Origin of the sequence: Pseudomonas guariconensis, from assembly GCF_024127895.1 — a bacterium.
In the GTDB taxonomy this organism is placed as follows: Bacteria; Pseudomonadota; Gammaproteobacteria; order Pseudomonadales; family Pseudomonadaceae; genus Aquipseudomonas; species Aquipseudomonas guariconensis_B.
In genome coordinates this window covers 1-17,348 of record NZ_JAMYBK010000016.1, presented here as the reverse complement: position 1 = coordinate 17,348, position 17,348 = coordinate 1, and the positions used below count along the sequence as shown (strand labels likewise).

At 65.8% G+C, this 17,348-nt stretch carries 13 protein-coding genes; 4 read left to right on the top strand and 9 right to left on the bottom strand.

Annotated features, from left to right (window positions below):
• Nucleotides 1-38: 38 nt before the first annotated feature.
• From pheA to mtnA, 4 genes are all read right to left on the bottom strand, one after another.
• Nucleotides 39-1,133 (bottom strand): prephenate dehydratase, encoded by a 1,095-nt coding sequence (pheA, locus tag NJF35_RS16515; RefSeq protein ID WP_253081300.1) that lies wholly within the window; start codon nucleotides 1,131-1,133, stop codon nucleotides 39-41.
• A complete protein-coding gene (gene serC / locus NJF35_RS16510; protein WP_225788222.1) occupies nucleotides 1,133-2,218 on the bottom strand; it encodes a 3-phosphoserine/phosphohydroxythreonine transaminase in 1,086 nt (361 codons plus the stop codon). Before serC ends, pheA begins: the two co-directional genes overlap by 1 nt.
• 207 nt (nucleotides 2,219-2,425) lie before the next feature.
• Entirely contained in the window at nucleotides 2,426-5,194 is a 2,769-nt protein-coding gene (gene gyrA, locus NJF35_RS16505) for a DNA gyrase subunit A (RefSeq protein WP_253091272.1), read from the bottom strand.
• A 238-nt stretch (nucleotides 5,195-5,432) separates the two neighbouring features.
• Complete coding sequence (gene mtnA / locus NJF35_RS16500; protein ID WP_253081301.1) at nucleotides 5,433-6,509, bottom strand: S-methyl-5-thioribose-1-phosphate isomerase; 1,077 nt, start codon at nucleotides 6,507-6,509, stop codon at nucleotides 5,433-5,435.
• A 106-nt stretch (nucleotides 6,510-6,615) separates the two neighbouring features.
• Between mtnA and NJF35_RS16495 the strand changes: the two genes are divergently transcribed.
• The 4 genes from NJF35_RS16495 to NJF35_RS16480 all read left to right on the top strand — a co-directional run bounded on the left by NJF35_RS16495 (nucleotide 6,616) and on the right by NJF35_RS16480 (nucleotide 10,277).
• Nucleotides 6,616-7,938, top strand: a complete 1,323-nt coding sequence (locus NJF35_RS16495; protein WP_253091271.1) for a TRZ/ATZ family hydrolase — start codon at nucleotides 6,616-6,618, stop codon at nucleotides 7,936-7,938.
• A 62-nt stretch (nucleotides 7,939-8,000) separates the two neighbouring features.
• Nucleotides 8,001-8,699: a bifunctional 2-polyprenyl-6-hydroxyphenol methylase/3-demethylubiquinol 3-O-methyltransferase UbiG gene (ubiG, locus tag NJF35_RS16490; RefSeq protein WP_225788226.1), complete on the top strand. Its 699-nt coding sequence runs from the start codon at nucleotides 8,001-8,003 to the stop codon at nucleotides 8,697-8,699.
• 2 nt (nucleotides 8,700-8,701) lie between these two features.
• Nucleotides 8,702-9,373 (top strand): N-acetylmuramic acid 6-phosphate phosphatase MupP, encoded by a 672-nt coding sequence (gene mupP / locus NJF35_RS16485; protein ID WP_225788227.1) that lies wholly within the window; start codon nucleotides 8,702-8,704, stop codon nucleotides 9,371-9,373.
• Between the two features lie 163 nt (nucleotides 9,374-9,536).
• Entirely contained in the window at nucleotides 9,537-10,277 is a 741-nt protein-coding gene (locus tag NJF35_RS16480) for a YciK family oxidoreductase (protein WP_225788228.1), read from the top strand.
• Nucleotides 10,278-10,313: 36 nt separating this feature from the next.
• On the opposite strand, the gene NJF35_RS16475 is transcribed toward NJF35_RS16480, so the two are convergent.
• The 5 genes from NJF35_RS16475 to NJF35_RS16455 all read right to left on the bottom strand — a co-directional run bounded on the left by NJF35_RS16475 (nucleotide 10,314) and on the right by NJF35_RS16455 (nucleotide 17,207).
• Nucleotides 10,314-11,102, bottom strand: coding sequence for a TenA family transcriptional regulator (locus NJF35_RS16475; protein WP_253081791.1), 789 nt, complete (start codon nucleotides 11,100-11,102; stop codon nucleotides 10,314-10,316).
• Between the two features lie 42 nt (nucleotides 11,103-11,144).
• Complete coding sequence (locus tag NJF35_RS16470) at nucleotides 11,145-13,601, bottom strand: EAL domain-containing protein (RefSeq protein ID WP_225788230.1); 2,457 nt, start codon at nucleotides 13,599-13,601, stop codon at nucleotides 11,145-11,147.
• A 212-nt stretch (nucleotides 13,602-13,813) separates the two neighbouring features.
• Nucleotides 13,814-15,646, bottom strand: coding sequence for an ABC transporter ATP-binding protein (locus NJF35_RS16465; RefSeq protein ID WP_253081789.1), 1,833 nt, complete (start codon nucleotides 15,644-15,646; stop codon nucleotides 13,814-13,816).
• Nucleotides 15,639-16,271 carry a DsbA family protein gene (locus NJF35_RS16460; protein WP_225788232.1) on the bottom strand — a complete coding sequence of 211 codons (633 nt, stop codon included), beginning with the start codon at nucleotides 16,269-16,271 and terminating at the stop codon, nucleotides 15,639-15,641. The genes NJF35_RS16465 and NJF35_RS16460 overlap by 8 nt, the downstream gene beginning before the upstream one ends.
• 3 nt (nucleotides 16,272-16,274) lie before the next feature.
• Complete coding sequence (locus NJF35_RS16455) at nucleotides 16,275-17,207, bottom strand: rhodanese-related sulfurtransferase (protein ID WP_225788233.1); 933 nt, start codon at nucleotides 17,205-17,207, stop codon at nucleotides 16,275-16,277.
• Between the last annotated feature and the right edge of the window lie 141 nt (nucleotides 17,208-17,348).

Here is a 17,348-nt window from a genome sequence, read left to right as displayed (position 1 = left end):
ACAAGTACCGCGTTTGCGCAGCGACCCCGAAATCTCGATCAGAGTACCGCCTTCGGATAGGACCCCAGTACCTTCAGCGCCACGGCCTCCTGGCTGATCTGCTCCAGCACCGCCTTGATCAGCGGGTCGCGGTGGTGGCCGACGAAGTCGATGAAGAACACGTAGGTCCACTTGCCACTGCGCGAAGGACGGGTCTCGATGCGGGTCAGGTCGATGCCGTTCTCGTGGAACGGCACCAGCAGCTCGTGCAACGCACCTGGCTTGTTGCTCATGGAGACGATGATCGAAGTCTTGTCGTCGCCGGTCGGTGGCACTTCCTGGTTGCCGATCATGAGGAAGCGCGTGGAGTTATCCGGGCGATCCTCGATTTTCTCGGCCAAACGGGTCAGGCCATAGAGGTTGGCTGCCATGTCGCCGGCGATCGCCGCAGAGTTCCACTCGCCCTTGACCCGCTTGGCCGCCTCGGCGTTGCTGGACACCGCCACCCGCTCGACGTTCGGGTAGTGGGCATCCAGCCACTTGCGGCACTGGGCCAGGGACTGGGCGTGGGAGTAGATGCGGGTGATGCTGTCGGTCTTGGTATTCTCGCCCACCAGCAGGTGATGGTGGATGCGCAGCTCGACCTCGCCACAGATCACCATGTCGTGCTCGAGGAAGCTGTCCAGGGTGTGGCTGACCGCACCCTCGGTGGAGTTCTCCACCGGTACCACGCCAAAGTTCACGGCACCGGCCGCCACTTCGCGGAACACTTCGTCGATGGCCGCCATCGGCCTGCTGATCACGGCATGGCCGAAGTGTTTCATGGCCGCGGCCTGGGTGAAGGTCCCTTCTGGGCCCAGGTAGGCGACCTTGAGCGGCTCTTCCAGGGCCAGGCACGAGGACATGATCTCGCGGAACAACCGCGCCATCTCTTCGTTGTCCAGCGGCCCCTTGTTGCGCTCCATCACGCGCTTGAGTACCGCGGCCTCGCGCTCGGGGCGGTAGAACACCGGTTTCTCGCCTTCGGCCAGGGAGGCGGTCTTGACCTTGGCCACTTCCTGGGCGCAACGGGCGCGTTCGCTGATCAGCTCGAGGATCTTCTCGTCGAGGCTGTCGATGCGCACGCGCAGGGCCTTGAGCTCCTGGTCGGACATCAGCCGTGCTCCTTCTCGAATTCAGCCATGTAGGCCACCAGGGCGTCCACCGCCTCCAGGCCCAGGGCGTTGTAGATCGAGGCGCGCATGCCGCCGACCGAACGGTGGCCCTTGAGGTTGAGCAGGCCGCGGGCATCGGCGCCGGCCAGGAAGGCCTTGTCCAGGCGCTCGTCGGCCAGGCGGAACGGCACGTTCATCCAGGAGCGGGCATTGCTGCTGATCGGGTTGCTGTAGAACGCGCTGTCGTCGATGAAACCGTACAGGCGATCTTTCTTGGCGCGGTTGCGCTGCTCCATGGCCTCGACGCCACCCTGCTCCTTGAGCCATTCGAACACCAGGCCCGAGAGGTACCAGGAATAGGTGGCCGGGGTGTTGTACATCGAGCCGTTGTCGGCGGCGACCTTGTAGTCGAGCATGGTCGGGCAGCTGCTGCGGGCATGGCCGAGCAGGTCCTCGCGGACGATCACCACCACCAGGCCGCTGGGGCCGATGTTTTTCTGTGCACCCGCGTAGATCAGGCCGTACTGAGAGACGTCGATCGGGCGCGAGAGGATGTCGGAGGACATGTCGACCACCAGGGGCACATCACCGGTCTCGGGCACCCAGTCGAACTGCAAGCCGCCGATGGTCTCGTTGGACGCATAGTGAACGTAGGCAGCGCCCTTGGTCAGGTTCCACTCATTCTGGCCTGGGATAGCCAGGAAATCGTAGGGCTTGGCGCTGGCGGCGACGTTGATGTTGCCGAAACGGCGCGCCTCGTCGATGGCCTTCTTCGACCAGATGCCCGTCTCGATGTAGTCAGCCGTGCCGCTTTCCGGCAGCAGGTTCAGCGGGATCTCGGCGAACTGCTGGCTGGCACCGCCCTGGAGGAACAGCACCTTGTAGTTGGAGGGGATGGACAGCAGGTCGCGCAGGTCCTGCTCGGCCTTCTCGGCGATGGCCACATAGTCGTCGCTGCGATGGCTCATTTCCATCACCGACAAGCCCTTGCCACGCCAGTCCAGCATCTCGGCCTGGGCACGCTGCAGGACAGCGTCGGGAAGCGCAGCAGGGCCTGCGCAGAAGTTAAAGGCTCGTTTGCTCACATCCACTCTCGCTCTAAACAGAACAAAAACCATTACATGGGTTAGCAGCGACCCTGTGGGAGCGGGCTTGCCCGCGAACACCGGCAAGGCCGGCGCCCTACACCGCAGCGTCTGCTTCGCGGGCAAGCCCGCCCCCCACAGGGCCAGGCTTTACCAGCTGTTATCAGTCAAACGGGGCGACCTTGGTCGCCCCGTCCGGGTGTAGCATTACTCCTGCGGCGCCTCTTCGGCCCCCGCATTGTCGTCCGCCGTCTCAGGCACGTCGACTTCGACGCCCTCCTCGTCCGCTTCGATGACGTCATCGAAATCGTCCTCGGACGGCTCCTGGATACGCTCCACGCCCACCAGGGTCTCGTCGGTGGCCAGCTTGATCAGGGTCACGCCCTGGGTGTTGCGGCCCAGGCTGGAGACCTCGCCGACACGGGTACGCACCAGGGTGCCCTGGTCGGAGATCAGCATGATCTCCTCGCCTTCCTGCACCTGGATGGCGCCGATCAGGTTGCCGTTGCGCCCCTTGGTACCCATGGCGATCACGCCCTGACCACCACGGCCGCGACGCGGGAACTTGGACAACGGCGTGCGCTTGCCGAAGCCGCGCTCGGAGGCGGTGAGGATCTGCGCGCCGGACTCGGGGATGAGCATGGAGATCACCTGCTGGCCCTTGCCCAAGCGCATGCCGCGCACGCCGCGGGCGTTACGGCCCATCTCGCGGACCGCGCTCTCGGCGAAGCGGATCACCTTGCCGGCGTCGGAGAACATCATGACTTCCTTGGCACCGTCGGTGATGGCCGCGGCGATCAGGGTGTCGCCTTCCTTGAGCTTCAGGGCGATCAGGCCGCTGGAGCGCGGACGGGCGAACTGCACCAGCGGGGTCTTCTTCACGGTACCGGAGGCGGTGGCCATGAAGATGTAGGCGCCGGTCGGCTCGGCGGCCCATTCCGGGGTATCGCCGTCTTCCTCGTCGTTATCCTCGGCCTCGACCAGTTCGCCTTCGATCACGCTGTCGTCGGCGTCGTCCAGGTCTTCCTCGGCATCGGCGCTCTGCTGCAGGGCCTCCAGGTCGACCTGCAGCATGGCGGTGATGCGCTCACCCTCCTCCAGCGGCAGCAGGTTGACCAGTGGGCGGCCGCGGGCGGCGCGGGACGCTTCGGGGATTTCGTAGGTCTTGAGCCAATACACCTTGCCCTTGCTGGAGAACAGCAGCAGGGTCGCGTGGCTGTTGGCCACCAGCAGGTGCTCGATGTAGTCCTCGTCCTTCACGCCGGTGGCCGACTTGCCTTTGCCGCCACGGCGCTGGGCCTGGTAAGCGGACAGCGGCTGGGTCTTGGCATAGCCGCCGTGGGAGATGGTCACCACGCGCTCTTCTTCCGGGATCATGTCGCCGTAGCTGAGGTCGTGGCTGGCGTTGAGGATCTCGGTGCGGCGCACGTCGCCGTATTCGGCACGGATCGCTTCCAGTTCCTCGCGGATCACTTCCATCAGGCGCTCGGCGCTGCTGAGGATGCGGATCAGTTCGCCGATCTGTTCGAGGATCTCCTGGTACTCGGCCAGCAGCTTCTCGTGCTCCAGGCCGGTCAGGCGATGCAGACGCAGGTCGAGGATCGCCTGGGCCTGCTCCGGCGACAGGTAGTACTTGCCGTCGCGCAGGCCGTACTGCTCCGGAAGGTCTTCCGGGCGGCAGGCCTCGGCACCGGCGCGCTCGACCATCACCTGCACGGCGCTGGATTCCCAGGCGGTGCTGACCAGGGCCTCCTTGGCCTCGGACGGGGTCGGCGAGGCCTTGATCAGGGCGATCACCGGGTCGATGTTGGACAGCGCCACCGCCTGGCCTTCGAGGATGTGGCCGCGCTCGCGAGCCTTGCGCAACTCGAACACGGTGCGGCGGGTCACCACTTCGCGGCGGTGACGGACAAACGCCTCGAGCAGGTCCTTGAGGTTGAGCAGGCGCGGGCGACCGTCGATCAGGGCGACGATGTTGATGCCGAACACGCTCTGCAGTTGGGTCTGGGCGTAGAGGTTGTTGAGCACCACCTCCGGCACCTCGCCACGGCGCAGCTCGATGACGATGCGCATGCCTTCCTTGTCGGACTCGTCGCGCAGCTCGGTGATGCCTTCGATCTTCTTCTCTTTCACCAGCTCGGCGATCTTCTCGATCAGCCGTGCCTTGTTCAGCTGGTAGGGCAGCTCGGTGATGACGAGCTGCTGGCGGCCGCCGGCCTTGTCGATGTCCTCGACCTCGGAGCGGGCACGCATGTAGATGCGGCCACGGCCGGTGCGATAGGCCTCGATGATGCCGGCGCGGCCGTTGATCAGGCCGGCCGTGGGGAAGTCAGGGCCGGGGATGAACTGCATCAGCTCGTCGACGGTGACCTCGGGGTTGTCGATCAGCGCCAGGCAGCCATCGATGACCTCGCCGAGGTTGTGCGGCGGGATGTTGGTCGCCATGCCCACGGCGATACCGCTGGAGCCGTTGACCAGCAGGTTGGGGATCTTGGTCGGCATGACCGCCGGGATCTGCTCGGTGCCGTCGTAGTTGGGCACCCAGTCGACGGTTTCCTTGTGCAGGTCGGCCAGCAGTTCGTGGGCCAGCTTGGTCATGCGTACTTCGGTGTATCGCATGGCCGCGGCGTTGTCGCCGTCCACCGAACCGAAGTTGCCCTGACCGTCGACCAGCAGGTAGCGCAGCGAGAACGGCTGGGCCATGCGCACGATGGTGTCGTAGACCGCATTGTCGCCGTGGGGGTGGTATTTACCGATGACGTCACCGACCACACGGGCGGACTTCTTGTACGGCTTGTTCCAGTCGTTGCCCAGTTCGCTCATCGCGTACAGCACGCGGCGATGCACGGGCTTCAAGCCATCACGCGCATCGGGCAGCGCTCGCCCGACAATCACGCTCATCGCGTAGTCGAGGTAAGACTGTCTCAGTTCGTCTTCGATATTGACCGGGAGGATTTCTTTGGCCAGTTCGCCCATGAGAAGCCTGATTCCTTTTTCTGGTGAAACTTCGTCGTTTCCCTCGGAGGACGAACGAAGCTCGCCGCCGCAGCGCACAGTGGTGCGACGACTTACGACAAATCAATGAGTTGAGCCATGGATCTGCGCAATGAGAGCCGCTGCATTGGGCGGCCCTGGAAACTGTCGGATGGTATCACAAAGGCAGAGATCGAGCGACATGCTCGAAGCCTCCAGCGGCAAGCTGGAAACCCGCCGCTCAGTGCAACCGCTTGCGGCACATCAGTTGCGCCAGCTTCGCGGTGTCTGGCCGCTCGACCACACCTTTCTCGGTCACGATCACATCGACCAGGTCCGCCGGAGTCACATCGAACACCGGATTGAACACCTCGGCCTCGGCCGCCACCCGATTGCCGGCCACGTCCAGCAACTCATCGGCATCGCGCTCCTCCAGCGGGATGTCGTCGCCCGTGGCCAGGTTCAGGTCGATGCTGGTGCTCGGCGCCACCACCATGAAGCGCACGCCATGGTGCATGGCGCTCACCGCTAGCTGGTAGGTGCCGATCTTGCTGGCCACGTCGCCATTGGCGGCGATGCAGTCGGCCCCCACCACCACCCAGGTGATGCCCTTGGTCTTCATCAGGTGGGCCATCGCCGCGTCGGCGAACAGCGTCGCGGGAATGCCCTCGCGAGCCAGCTCCCAGGCGGTCAGGCGCGAGCCCTGCAGCCAGGGACGGGTCTCGCTGGCGTAGACCCGCTCGACCATGCCCTCCAGATAGGCCGCGCGGATCACCCCCAGCGCGGTGCCGAAGCCACCGCTGGCCAGCGCGCCGGCATTGCCGTGGGTCAGCAAGGCCTGTTCGTTGCCCTGGTGCCGGCGGATCAGCTCGATGCCATGCTGGGCCATGGTCAGGTTGGCTTCGCGGTCGCTCTCGTGGATGGCCATCGCCTCGGCCTCCAGGGCTGCCAGCGCGTCTTCCTCGGCACGCAGGCGCTGCAGGCGTTCGCGCATGCGGTTGAGGGCCCAGAACAGGTTGGCAGCGGTCGGCCGCGCCTCGGCCAGGCAGAGGAAGTCCTCTTCCAGCGCCTGCTCCCAGTCGTCGCCCTCGGCCAGGCGCTGGCGCAAGGCCAGGACCAGGCCGTAGGCGGCACTGATGCCGATGGCCGGGGCGCCACGCACCGCCATGCCGCGGATCGCCTCGGCGACCGCCGCGACATCGGTGCAGGTCAGCCAGCATTCCCGGGACGGCAGCAAGCGCTGGTCGAGCAGGTGCAAGGCGCCGTCGTGCCAGCGGATGCCGGTCACCTTCTCCGCCGCCAAAAGTTGCTCACGCATCGCCTCTCCCCAACGTCTGGACATAAAAAGCGGACGATTATAGCGAGCCTCGGCCGCAGACGCTCGGGTATACTGCGCGTTCCGCCGAATCGCCCAGGTACCACGCATGCCCACAGCCCCCTCCCCCCTCGACCTGCTGCTCGTTCCACAATGGCTGGTGCCCGTGGAACCGGCCGGTGTGGTGCTGGAGGGCCATGCGCTGGGCGTGCGCGACGGGCGGGTCGCCTGGATCGGCCCCCGCGAGCGGGCACCCCAGGCCCACGCGGTACGCGAGCTGCCCGACTGCCTGCTGTGCCCCGGCCTGGTCAACGCCCATGGTCACGCTGCCATGACCCTGCTGCGCGGGCTGGCCGACGACTTGCCGCTGATGACCTGGCTCGAGCAGCACATCTGGCCGGCCGAGGGCCGCTGGGTCGACGAAGCGTTCGTGCGCGACGGCACCGACCTGGCCATCGCCGAGCAACTCAAGGGCGGCATCACCTGCTTCGCCGACATGTACTTCTTCCCCCGGGAGGCCTGCGACCGGGTGCACCGCAGCGGCATCCGTGCCCAGGTCGCCGTGCCCTTGCTGGACTTCCCCATCCCCGGCGCACGCACGCCCGAGGAGGGCCTGCACCTGGCCATCGAGCTGTTCGGCGACCTGCGCCACCATCCGCGCATCAGCATCGCCCTGGGGCCGCACGCGCCCTACACGGTCAACGACGAGAACCTGGAGAAGATCCGCGTCATCGCCGACCAACTGGACGCGCCCCTGCACATGCACATCCACGAGACCGCCGGCGAGGTCGAGCGGGCCCTGGCCGAACGTGGCGAACGTCCACTGGCGCGCCTGGCCCGCCTCGGCCTGCTCGGCCCGCGCCTGCAGGCAGTGCACATGACCCAGGTCAGCGACGAGGACCTGGCCCTGCTGGTAGAAAGCGACACCAGCGTGGTGCACTGCCCCGAGTCCAACCTCAAGCTGGCCAGCGGCTTCTGCCCGGTCGAACGCCTGTGGCTGGCCGGGGTCAACGTGGCAGTAGGCACCGACGGCGCGGCCAGCAACAACGACCTCGACCTGCTCGGCGAAACCCGCACCGCGGCCCTGCTGGCCAAGGCGGTGGCGGGCTCGGCCACGGCCCTGGACGCCCATCGGGCGCTGCGCATGGCGACCCTCAACGGCGCCCGCGCCCTGGGCCTGGAGGCCGTCACCGGCTCGCTGGAGGTGGGCAAGGCCGCCGACCTGGTGGCCTTCGACCTGTCGGACCTGGCCCAGCAGCCGGTACACGACCCGGTTTCGCAACTGATCTACGCAACAGGCCGCGACTGCGCGCGGCACGTCTGGGTGGCCGGCCAGCAATTGCTCGACGACCGCCGCCTGACCCGGATGGACGAACAGGCCCTGACGGCCACCGCCCGCGCCTGGGGCGCGCGCATCGCAGGCAAGGAATGACCGGCCGGCAGCCACGGCTGCCGCCCTGTGACACTTTTATCGAAGATTCAGAGGACTGTTCCATGAGCAACGTCGACCACGCCGAAATCGCCAAGTTCGAAGCCTTGGCCCATCGCTGGTGGGACCGCGAAAGCGAATTCAAGCCGCTGCACGACATCAACCCGCTGCGGGTCAACTGGATCGACGAGCGCGCCAGCCTCGCCGGCAAGAAGGTGCTGGACGTCGGCTGCGGCGGCGGCATCCTCAGCGAGGCCATGGCCCTGCGTGGCGCCACCGTCACCGGCATCGACATGGGCGAGGCGCCGCTGGCCGTAGCCCAGCTGCACCAACTGGAGTCGGGCGTGGAGGTCGAATACCGGCAAATCACCGCCGAGGCCCTGGCCGAGGAAATGCCCGGCCAGTTCGACGTGGTCACCTGCCTCGAGATGCTCGAGCACGTGCCGGATCCGTCCTCGGTGATCCAGGCCTGCCAACGCCTGGTCAAGCCCGGTGGCCAGGTGTTCTTCTCGACCATCAACCGCAACCCCAAGGCCTACCTGTTCGCCATCATCGGCGCCGAATACGTCATGAAGCTGTTGCCACGTGGTACCCACGACTTCAAGAAGTTCATCCGCCCCTCGGAGCTGGGCGCCTGGAGCCGCACTGCCGGCCTTGAAGTGAAGGACATCATCGGCCTGACCTACAACCCGCTGACCAAGCACTACAAGCTCAGCGGCGACGTCGACGTCAACTACATGATCCAGACCCTGCGCGAGGAATGAGCATGCGTTTGCGAGCAGTACTCTTCGACATGGACGGCACCCTGCTGGACACGGCGCCGGACTTCATCGCCATCTGCCAGGCCATGCTGGCAGAGCGCGGCCTGCCAGCCATCGATGACAAGCGCATCCGCGACGTGATCTCCGGCGGCGCCCGGGCGATGGTCGCGGCGACCTTCGCCATCGACCCTGAAGACGAAGGTTTCGAGGCCCTGCGCCTGGAGTTCCTCGAACGCTACCAGCGCGACTGCGCAGTGCACAGCCGCCTGTTCGACGGCATGGCCGAGCTGCTGGCCGACATCGAGAAAGGCAACCTGTTGTGGGGCGTGGTGACCAACAAGCCGGTGCGTTTCGCCGAGCCGATCATGCAGCGCCTGGGCCTGGCCGAGCGTTCGGCATTGCTGATCTGCCCGGACCACGTGAAGAACAGCAAGCCCGACCCGGAGCCGCTGATCCTGGCCTGCAAGACACTGAACCTGGACCCGGCCAGCGTGCTGTTCGTCGGCGACGACCTGCGCGACATCGAGTCTGGCCGCGATGCCGGCACCCGCACGGCGGCGGTCCGCTACGGCTATATTCATCCTCAGGACAACCCCAACAACTGGGGCGCTGACGTGGTGGTGGACCACCCGCTGGAACTGCGCAAGGTGATCGACAGCGCGCTCTGCGGCTGCTGATTTTCAGCCGCAAGCTGCAAGCCACAAGAAAGAGTAAACCGTGCAGCACCCTAATGTCAGTCAGTTAAGCGGCCCCAAATGACAACTGAAAGTCTTAACTGACCGGCATTGTGCAGCACCCTGCTTTTTTGCAGCTTGCCGCTCCAACCCCAAGGACCCCGACATGTTCGACTACACCCCCCGCCCCGACCTGCTCAAGGGCCGGATCATCCTGGTCACCGGCGCTGGCCGCGGTATCGGTGCCGCAGCCGCCAGGGCCTATGCCGCCCTGGGCGCGACCGTGTTGCTGCTGGGCAAGACCGAGGCCAACCTCAACGAGGTCTACGACCAGATCGAGGCCGCGGGTCACCCACAGCCAGTGGTGATCCCGTTCAACCTGGAAACCGCCCTGCCCCACCAGTACGACGAGCTGGCGGTGATGATCGAGGAGCAGTTCGGCCGCCTCGACGGCCTGCTCAATAACGCTTCGATCATCGGCCCGCGCACGCCGCTGGAGCAGTTGTCGGGCGACAACTTCATGCGCGTGATGCACATCAACGTCAACGCCACCTTCATGCTGACCAGCACGCTGCTGCCGCTGCTCAAGCAATCCGAGGACGCCTCGGTGGTGTTCACCTCCAGCAGCGTCGGGCGCAAGGGCCGCGCCTACTGGGGGGCCTATGGGGTATCGAAGTTCGCCACCGAAGGGCTGATGCAGACCCTGGCCGACGAACTGGAAGGTGTCGCCCCGGTACGGGCCAACAGCATCAACCCAGGCGCCACCCGCACCGCCATGCGCGCCCAGGCCTACCCTAGCGAGAACCCACAGAACAACCCGCTGCCCGAGGAGATCATGCCGGTCTACCTGTACCTGATGGGGCCGGACAGCGCCGGGGTGAATGGGCAGGCGTTCGACGCGCAATAGGGCATTGGGGCCTTGGCAAAGGCAGGCCCCCTGGCCTCACCCCGCCGCCAACGCCGGCCGCGCCCTCCCTGGCTGGCGCTGTTTCTCCAACTGCATGCAATGCTCCAGAAACAGGTACATGCAGTCATAGCTCTTGCAGATCGCCTTGCGCAGTTCGTCGCGCAAGGCCGGCGCCGGGCGCTCGCCCACCAGCGTGCAGATGATCTCCAGCGCCTCCCACGGGTGGGCATCGTCGTACTGGGCATGCATCCTCAGCCACTTCATGGCGCGCTTGCGCTGGTCCTCGGGAAAGCCCAGGGCGTAGGTGTCGGACGAACAGACAAGCGCCGCCCACTCCCCCGTCGCCCCCTCGATGGCGTAGTTGGTGGCAGCCATGGCGATCGCCAGGGGCTCGGTGGTACACACCCGCCAGCACCAGTCGTTGAGGGCATTGAGCTGGGGCGCCACCTCCTGGGCCTGCAGCTCGGCCAAGCTGATGCCATGGGCTTGGCACCAGTGCAGCCAGTAGTCGGCATGGTTGAGCTCGACCCGGATGTTGCGCATCAGCCAACGCCGCGCCATGTCCTCGCCCGGGTGGCGGGCATAGCGGGTCTTGGTCAGGTTGTGGGCCATGTACAGGGAGAACTGCTCGACCACCGGCCAGCCCCCGACCAGGTACTGGCGCAGGGTCGCAGGCCTTAGCCGGCCATCGCGCAGGCGCTGGTAGAGCTCGTGCCCCACCACCCGCTGCTTGCTTTCATGGCATCGCTCGAGCAGTTGCTGGGCCCAGTCGGGATAGCTGGCAGGGTCCATCAGCGGCCCGATCCGTACGAATGCGTCCATCACTTTCAGCTCCTTAGGTTCCTTGTGATTTTCCGGACAGGTGTTTCAGCGAAAGGTCCCAGGCGCCCGGTGTAACAGGGGCTTCGCGGCAATCCGTTGGCGCTGCAGGCTGTCGCAGGTGAACACCTGCGGGCGCTCGATCAGGTAGCCCTGGGCGTAGTCCACGCCGATCTCCTGCAGCGCCTGCTCGATCAATGGCGTCTCGACGAACTCGGCAATGGTGCGCTTGCCCATGACGTGGCCGATATGATTGATGACCTCGACCATGGCACGGTTGACCGGGTCATCCAGCATGTCCTTGACGAAACTGCCGTCGATCTTCAGGAAGTCTACGGGCAAGTGCTTCAGGTAGGCGAATGACGACATGCCCGCGCAGAAGTCGTCGAGGGAGAACCGGCAACCCAACCCCTTCAATTCGTTGATGAAGCGAATGGCACTGCCGAGGTTGGCGATGGCGATGGTTTCGGTGATCTCGAAACAGATCAGCCGTGGCGGTATGCCGAACTCGCCGAACAACCGCTGCAGGTATTCGAGGAAGTTGTCGTCGCCGATGCTCGACCCCGACAGGTTGATCGCGCACATCGCCAGCGGCCCCTCCCGGCCTTCGTCCAGGCACTGGCGGATGACCTGGAACACATTGCGCACTACCCAGCGGTCCAGGGCAGTCATCAAGCCATAGCGCTCGGCAGCGGGGATGAAGCTGTCGGGCAGGATGGTGCGGCCGCTTTCGTCGTGCAGGCGCAGCAGGATCTCCACATGGCCCGGCCCCTCCAGGGCCTTGAGCGGGGCGATCTCCTGGGCGTAGAGGCAGAAGCGGTTTTCTTCCAGAGCCAGATGCAGGCGCTGGATCCAGGCCATCTCGCCAAAGCGCAGGGACAGCTCGCTGTCGTCGGCATGGTACACCTGGACCCGGTTGCGTCCTTTCTCCTTGGCCATGTAGCAGGCCATGTCGGCAGCGCGCAGGGATGCCTCCAGGGTGCCCGGTGCCTGGGTGACATGCACCAGGCCGATACTCACGGTGGTGACGAACGGCCGCCCCTTCCAGACGAAGTGCAGGCTCTGTACGCTCTGGCGCAGTTGTTCGGCAATGCGTTCGGCATGCTCCGGCGGACAGTTCACCAGCAGGACGCCGAACTCGTCGCCCCCCAGCCGCGCCAGGGTATCGCCCTCGCGCAGGCCAGCCTGCAACACCGCACAGATATGCCGCAGCAGCTCGTCGCCGGCGGCATGGCCACAGGTGTCGTTGACCAGCTTGAACTGGTCCAGGTCGAGAAACATCAGCGAATGCCGCCCGCTCTGGCGCGCCAGGCCATTGAGCGCCTGCTCCAGGCGATATTCGAACTCGCGACGGTTGGCCAGGCCGGTCAGGGCATCGTGGGTCGCCTGCCAGGACAGGTTGGCGATGTACTGGCGCTCCTGGGTCATGTCGTGCAGGGCCAGCACGATACCGCTGACCTGGCCATCGGTGAGGATCGGCGAACCGACCAGGTTGATCGACACCGTGCTGCCGTCCAGGCGCTGGATCAGCCGGGCATGCTCCGAGTCCCCTTTCAGGCTGCCGCTGAGGACCTGCTCGACCAGGGTACGGCTGTCGTGCTCGGCCTGCTCGTCGACCAGGCTGAACAAGGCCGCCAGCGGCAGGCCCTGGGCATGGCCGGCCTGCCAGTGGGTCAACTGCTCGGCGGCCGGGTTCATGTAGACGATGCAGCCCTCGACATCGGTGGTGATCACCGCGTCACCGATCGATTGCAGGGTGATCTGCGCCCGCTCCCGCTCTGCCTGCAAGGCCGTGGCGAAGGCCTGGCGCTGGGCCAGCAACTTGCCCGAACGCCGCCAGGCCAGGGCGATGAGGAACAGCGCGGTGGCCAGGTTAGTGATCAGCAACACCCGCAACAACATCCGCGAGCCCTCTCCCAGCGCATCGCTGAATGCCTTGGAGGCTGGGGTCACGCCTTCGTTGATGGCGACGATACGCGCCTTCCAGGCGTCCACCTGGTGCGCAGGGACCTGGCCCTGGGCGAAGCCGTCACGCATCTCCGTGGCGAGGGTGTCCAGCTGGCGCAGGTAGTCGTCGCCGATATCCCAGTAGGCGATGGCCGTTTCCATGTAGCTGATGTGGCGGAAGTTGCGGTAGAACCAGATGATCCGATCGACATCGTCCGGATGGTTGCCGCCCTGCAGGATACCGTTGCGCGCCGCCACCAGGTCGGGGCTGGCCTGATCCAGCGCCAGGCGCAGCTCATGGTCGCCCTGGGGCACGGCGATGGCCTGCCGGTAGCGCTGGAACATGCGCTCGTCGCGGTTGTCGGCGTACCGGTCGAGGTAGTAGATGGCGTCCTTCTGCGCCTTGGACCACAGGCTTTCGCCGGCCACGTAGGCGCGTACCGCCGACAAGGCATAGAGGCTGATGCTGCCGAGCAGCACCTGGAAGACCACGATGGCGATGAATGGCCAGATGATGCCCAGCAACCTGGGGGCTTCGAGTGTGCGAGTTCCCTTCATGTAGTCCCTGTCGTAGAGCGGATCAGACTGGGTCGATCCAGACAAGCACAGCGTAGGCGATTTGCCACGGTTTTGAAGGGCTTTTTGCTGGCCTGCGCTGGCTCATTCGGGGCGATCCGGCAAACTCGCTCGAGCCGTTCACAACATTCGACGTCCATTTGGGGCCGCATCGCGCCCCACTGCCAGGCATGCAGGGTCTAGCCCCAGGAACCTCAGCTCTGCTGCAAATGCCCATACAGCTTGGCGTACAACCCGCCCTCGGCGATCAGTTGCTGGTGATCGCCCTCCTCGGCGACGTGCCCGCCATCGAACACCAGCACCCGGTCGGCCTGCTTCACCGCCGACAGGCGGTGGGCGATGATCAGTGTGGTGCGGCCGCTGAGAAAGCGCGCCAGGGCCTGGTGCAGGTTGTATTCGGTGGCGGCGTCGAGGGCCGAGGTGGCTTCGTCGAGGATCACCACCTTGGGCTCGGCCAGCACCATGCGGGCGATCGCCAGGCGCTGGCGCTGGCCGCCCGACAGCCGTACCCCGGAACGCCCCACCACGCTGTCCAGCCCCTGGGGCAACGCAGCGATGGTGGCGTCCAGCTGGGCGATGCGCAGCGCCTGCCAGCAGGCGTCGTCGCTGCACTCGCGACCCATGGTCAGGTTGGCGCGCACGCTGTCGTTGAACAGCGCCGGATGCTGCAGCACCACCGCGACGTTCTCGCGCAGGGTCTCCAGGCCGATCTCCTGGAGGCTGGCGCCACCGAAGCGGATGGTCCCGCCCTGGGCGCTGTACAACCCCAGCAGCAATTGCACCAGGGTGCTCTTGCCACCACCGCTGGCGCCGACGATGGCCACCTTCTCGCCCGGGGCGATGGACAAGTCCAGGTGCTCCAGCACCGGCTCTTCGGCATAGGCGAAACGCAGGTCGCGCACCTCGATGCCGACCGTCTCGCGCCCGGCGAACGGGTCGCTGGCGGCCGGGTAGCGCGGCTCGTCGGCCCGCGCCAGCAGTTCGTTGAGCCGGCTCAGGGCGCCGCCGGCGGCGTAGTAGGCATACTGCAGGTTGAGCAGTTGTTCGACCGGCCCGATCATGAACCACAGGTAGCTGAACACCGCCAGCATCTGGCCGATGGACAGGTCGGAGAACAGCACCGTGAGCATGGCCGCGGCCCGGAAGATATCGATGCCGAACTGGAACAGCAGGCCACTGGCACGCCCGCTGGCGTCGCTCTTCCATTGCGAGGCCACGGCATAGTCGCGCACTTCACGGGCGCGCAGGCCAAGACGGCCGAGGAAATAGCCCTGGCGGTTGCCGGCGCGGATCTCCTGGATGGCATCGAGGGTCTCGGCCAGGGCCTGGGTGAAACGCGCAGTGCTGTCGTTCTCCAGCTTCTTCAAGTGCTTGACGCGCTTGCCCAACTGCACGGTGAAGTAGATCACCAGCGGGTTGAACAGCAGGATCAGCAGGGCCAGTTGCCAATGCATCCAGATCAGGATCGCAGCGGTGCCGGTCAGGGTCAGCACGGCGACCAGGAAACGGCTCAAGGTCTCGCCGACGAACTTGTCCAGGGTGTCCAGGTCGGTGACCAGGTGCGTGGTCACCGTGCCGCTGCCCAGGCTCTCGTACTCCTTGAGGGAAATGCGTTTGAGCCGCTCGATCAAGCGGATGCGCAGGCGGTAGACGATGTCCTTGGCCAGGCCGGCGAACAGCTTGGCCTGGACCACGTTGAAGGCCAGCGCGGCCAGGCGCAGCCCGAGCGTGGCCACGAGCATCAGGCCGATATAGCCGGCTGCCACCTGCCAGCCGGTCGGCAACAGGTGATTCATCCATTTCAGCGCCGCATCGCCATGCCCCAGCAGCACTTCGTCCACCAGCAGGGGCAGCAACAAGGGGATCGGCACGCTGCACAGGGCTGCGAGCACCGCCACCAGGTTGGCGCTCCACAGGGCTTTGCGGTGATGCAGGGCCAGGCGGCGGATTTCCGCCCAGCTCAATCGATCGGCCACGGCGGGGGCGCTCCCCGGCACAGGGTCGGACGACCCTGGCAGGTCAAGCACAGACGGCCTGCTGCAGCCAGCGGCCGAGCAAGGGCTGCAAGCGCTCGAGCGGCTGGTAGCCATTGGTCAGCAGGGCCAGCTGGCCGTTGCGCTCGGCCAGCAGGGTCGGGAAGCCGGCGATACCCAGGCCCTGCACCCAGCTGAAGTCGGCCGCGGTGGCGGCGCGCGTCTCGGCGTGGGTGAAGGCCTCGGCGAAACGCCCGCGGTCGAAGCCGCAACGCTCGGCCAGCGCTACCAGTTGCGGGGCACAGGTGATGTCCACGCCCTGCTCGTAGAAGGCCTGCTGGATCAGTGCCAGCAACGACCAAGTGCGCTCGGCGTCGAGTTCACGGGCCGCGACCAGGGCGCGGCAGGCGGGCTCGGTGTCGTAGACGAAGCCATCGGGCATGGCGCCCTCGAAACGAAACGCCTGGCCGGTGGCCTCGGCCACTGCCTGCCAATGCTCGAGGATGTAGCGACGGGTCGCGGCATCCAGGGCGCTGCCGCCGGAGCGCAAACCACCGGGCACCAGGCGCGTCGGCACGCCGGCCTCGCGCGCCTGGGCGATCAGCGCCTCGGCCACCGGCGCGAAGCCCCAGCACCAGGAGCACATCGGGTCCATCACATAGAGCAGGCGTGCGGACATGCGTCAGGCCTCGGCTTTGTAGTTGTAACCGATCGGGTGGGGCTGGTTGCGCGCCTTGGCCAGCTCGATCTGCTTCTGCCGGTCGATGGCGCTGCGCCGGGTCTTCTCGCTCAGGCTGTCCCAGCAGTGCGGACAGCTGATGCCTGGCGAATAGTGCTCGGACGCACGGTCCTCCACGCTGATCGGATGGCGGCAGGCATGGCACTGGTCGTAGTCGCCTTCGGACAGGTCATGGCGCACCGTGACGCGGTTGTCGAAGACGAAGCAGTCGCCGTCCCAGAGGCTTTCTTCCTGAGGCACTTCTTCGAAGTATTTCAGGATGCCACCCTTGAGATGATAGACCTCCTCGAAGCCTTCGCCGAGCATGTAGCTGGAGGCTTTCTCGCAACGGATGCCGCCGGTGCAGAACATCGCCACCTTCTTGTGCTTGCTGGGGTCGAAGTTGGCCTTGATGTACTCGGGGAACTGACGGAAGGTCTCGGTCTTCGGGTCGATGGCGCCCTTGAAGGTGCCGATGGCCACTTCGTAGTCGTTGCGGGTGTCGATCAGCAGCACTTCAGGGTCGCTGATCAGGGCGTTCCAGTCCTTCGGCTCGACGTAGGTACCGACCTTGTGATTGGGGTCCACGCCCGGCACGCCGAGGGTGACGATCTCTTTCTTGAGCTTGACCTTGGTGCGGTAGAACGGCTGCTCGTCGCAATAGGATTCCTTGTGGTCGACATCCACCAGGCGCGGGTCGCTACGCAGCCAGGCGAGCAGCGCGTCGATGCCTTCGCGGGTGCCCGAGACCGTACCGTTGATACCTTCGACGGCCAGCAGCAGGGTGCCTTTGACGCCGTTGTCGAGCATGGTCTTGAGCAGTGGCTCGCGCAGTTCGACGTAGTCTTCCAGGGTGACGAACTTGTACAGCGCCGCCACGACGATAGCTTGGGTCATGAAACGATTCTCCAGGTGGTCGCCCTCGCAAAGGGCGGACCGGATGACAGGTGGTGCGGGTTGGTTCGGGGCGCGGTCCTTTCGCGACACAAAGCCGCTCCTCCAGGTACCGCGCGGTACCGGGAGGAGCGGCTTTGTGTC